We start from the raw sequence: 2,840 nt of genomic DNA, 5'->3' as shown, positions 1-2,840 counted from the left end.
GGCGAGGCCAAGCAGGGAGAGGACCAGTAGAATTGCCCCGGCTGAGATCAGCCCGCGGGTCGCTCCCCAGAGAATCTCTCCCATCACAATCTCGCGTATGCTAACCGGAGTTGCCATAATTGCGTCAAAGGCCTTCTGATAATACATCCTGACAAAAGTACCATAGGCACATTCGAAGAATGATGCATTCATTACCGAAGCAGCAAGCACAGCAGGGGCGATGAAACGTACAAACGGAATCCCGTCCACTTCTCCGACATAAGTCCCGATACCAAATCCGATTGCACCGAGGTAGAGCAGCGGTTCAATAAACGGGGGAAGAGAATTAACCTTGATATTTTTCCTGAATACGAGCAGGTTCCGATACCAGATATGATAGGCACTCCGCAACTCCATTCTCCCGATGCCGAATAACCGGGTCATTCCCGCAGTCTCCTGCCGGTGAGCATCAGAAAAACATCCTCAAGGGTTGCAGGCCGTGTAATCACCCGGACACCAGGACATTCGGTCAGCAGAAGATCGGCAATCTCTCTCGGGGTTTTGGTCCTGATTTGGATAGTTTCACCACCGGATTCATAAGGGATATACTGCGACTGCAGGCAGGCTAGTACTGCCGGAGTCTGATCTACCTCCACGATATCCATGCCGATATGAGTATCAACCAGTTCCCGGGGTGAACCCTCAACGAGGATGGTTCCATGATCCATGATCACCAGCCGGTCACAGAGTCGGGCGGCTTCATCAAGATAATGAGTGGTCAGGACAATGGTATTGCCCTGACTTCTGATATGAAGAAGACGTTCCCAGATATGATGACGTGCCTGGGGATCCAGCCCGATTGTTGGTTCATCGAGAATCAAAATCTCAGGACGGTTGATCATTGCCCGTGCCAGAAGCAGACGCCGTTTCATCCCTCCGGAGAGCTGTTCGATCAGTGTATCCCGCTTTGAGGTAAGTTCGAAGAACTCAAGTAGTTCTTCAGTTCTGCTCCGTGCCTCTTCAGAAGGTATCTCAAAAAACGAGGCGTAGATCTGAAGATTTTCAGTTACGGTCAGTTCATCATCAAGATTGGTCTCCTGAGGTACTACACCAAGACGGCTGCGAATCTCTCTGCCAGACATATCAGGGTCCAGAGAGAAGATCTGTAGTGAACCTGAAGATCGGGGAGAGAGACACTCACACATCCTCATGGTGGTTGTCTTTCCTGCTCCGTTTGGCCCAAGAAATCCAAATAATTCCCCAACTTGCACTGAAAATGATATCCCGTCAACTGCAGTAAGGGAACCATACGCTTTCCTAAGTTGTACTGCTTCTATAATCCCTGGCATTTGAAATTCCTGAACTTTTTTGGATACATGATCACATGTGTTTGCACCCTGGGTGAACCAGGGCATTACAATACGATACCGATTAATGAGCGGTCCTCAGGAGCCCAAGGACGCATTCCATCGCGATGAGAATAATCACAACCCATTCAAGGAAATTTGAATGCTGAATTCGGACTTCTTCAGAGAGCATGGAGTAGTTTTCATGGATTACCTCGATCTTTCTGCCCACACTCTCACTCCACTGACTGCTTCGCATCACCTTCAGGACCGTTGCATACACCCGTGCATAGTAGACATCTTCAGTGACCTTGATCAGGTTGTTGACTTTTTCGGTGATCTCGGAGATCTCTGCATAACTTTCCATCAACTGGGACATGATTGCATGATACTGGCGCATCCGCCTGAACCTGGGCATACGGTCTGCCTGTTCCATATCATCATACATCTTTGCCATCTGTCTGGTCAGTAACCGGTCATAGTACCTGAGTTCCAGTACCTGCACGTTGGCAAACTCAATGAGATCAATTAGATCAGTGGGGGTCTCAGGATTGCAGAGGAGGGCTGAATCGTAGGAGAGGATGGCAACATCATCTGTGGTATAACTGAGCGAATTCCTGACGATCTCTTCACGCATCTGTGGTGAGAAATGAGTCCGTTCACCACTCAACAGAACCGCTGGATCGATGCTCTTGTCTATCCGGTCAGTGATATAAATTGTGTAATCTTCAAAGAAATCAGATTCTATAGAGAGATTGGTGATATGAGGCCCAAGAATCTCCCCAAGATTCTTCAGGTATATCGTAAAGAGAGATGAAATCCCTTCATGCCTGGCAAAGAGCAGGGCTGTATCCTCCAGTGCAGAGGAAGGAGCATCATGATCCTCAAATAAAAAACAGAGACTGATTGCTCCGATATCATACAGCCGGGCGATTACATGCAGGTTAAAGGTAATACCTTCCCGCTCAACGCTTACCTCATGCATCTTAAGCACGAGTGGCGGGTTCTCCATCATGATAGACTTCGGGTTGACCCGCAGAAAACTGGCACGTGCGGTGAAATAACTGCGGGCCAGTTCGCGTTCGAGCTGATCGAGATCAATCTCCCTTCCAATATCGTATATGCGGTAAAAACGAAGTGAAATCACTCTTCCCAACTACCTTCCTGGTTCTTAAGAGAACCGGGATTCTAATATATATAGATAAGACCTCAAAGCAGATACTCACATCGGTCAGTTCTTCTCATTGCCGGATGGAGATATCAGATATCGATCAAAGGATTCAGGACTCTATCCATTCACTCGCACCATGGGAGATTATCTATTCAAAAGCAGGAATCACAATTTTCAAAAACCCTTTTCTCACCCTCTGAACTCTGGCACCCTTTTTTTATGAACTTCCGGTTATAGATCCGGATAACCATTTCCTGATTGCGCGGGTATCCTGTACCGTAGAAATTCCAAAACATGCAGTCACCATACAAATTATTCAAAATTATAAATAATAAAAATTGCCT

The 2,840-nt window shown here is 47.3% G+C and carries 3 protein-coding genes and 1 pseudogene; all 4 read right to left on the bottom strand.

The genetic code is table 11. The features are described 5' to 3' along the window. Window positions 1-423: pseudogene (locus tag LUQ50_RS10045) on the bottom strand (ABC transporter permease); the annotation flags it as partial. Beyond that, entirely contained in the window at window positions 420-1,328 is a 909-nt protein-coding gene (locus LUQ50_RS10040; protein WP_300039698.1) for an ABC transporter ATP-binding protein, read from the bottom strand. The pseudogene LUQ50_RS10045 and the gene LUQ50_RS10040, both read right to left, overlap by 4 nt. Window positions 1,329-1,410: 82 nt before the next feature. Further along, a complete protein-coding gene (locus tag LUQ50_RS10035) occupies window positions 1,411-2,472 on the bottom strand; it encodes a hypothetical protein (RefSeq protein WP_300039700.1) in 1,062 nt (353 codons plus the stop codon). Between the two features lie 176 nt (window positions 2,473-2,648). Next, on the bottom strand, window positions 2,649-2,840 hold a 192-nt coding region (locus LUQ50_RS10030), incomplete at its 5' end, for a hypothetical protein (RefSeq protein ID WP_300039697.1).

The sequence above is a fragment of the Methanospirillum sp. genome (assembly GCF_028679455.1).
In the GTDB taxonomy this organism is placed as follows: Archaea; Halobacteriota; Methanomicrobia; order Methanomicrobiales; family Methanospirillaceae; genus Methanospirillum.
This window is presented reverse-complemented; position numbering and strand designations above follow the sequence as displayed.

Excerpts from the sequence above, each read along its gene's own strand:
- LUQ50_RS10040 (WP_300039698.1), bottom strand. The coding sequence starts at position 1,328 with ATGCCAGGGATTATAGAAGCAGTACAACTTAGGAAAGCGTATGGTTCC.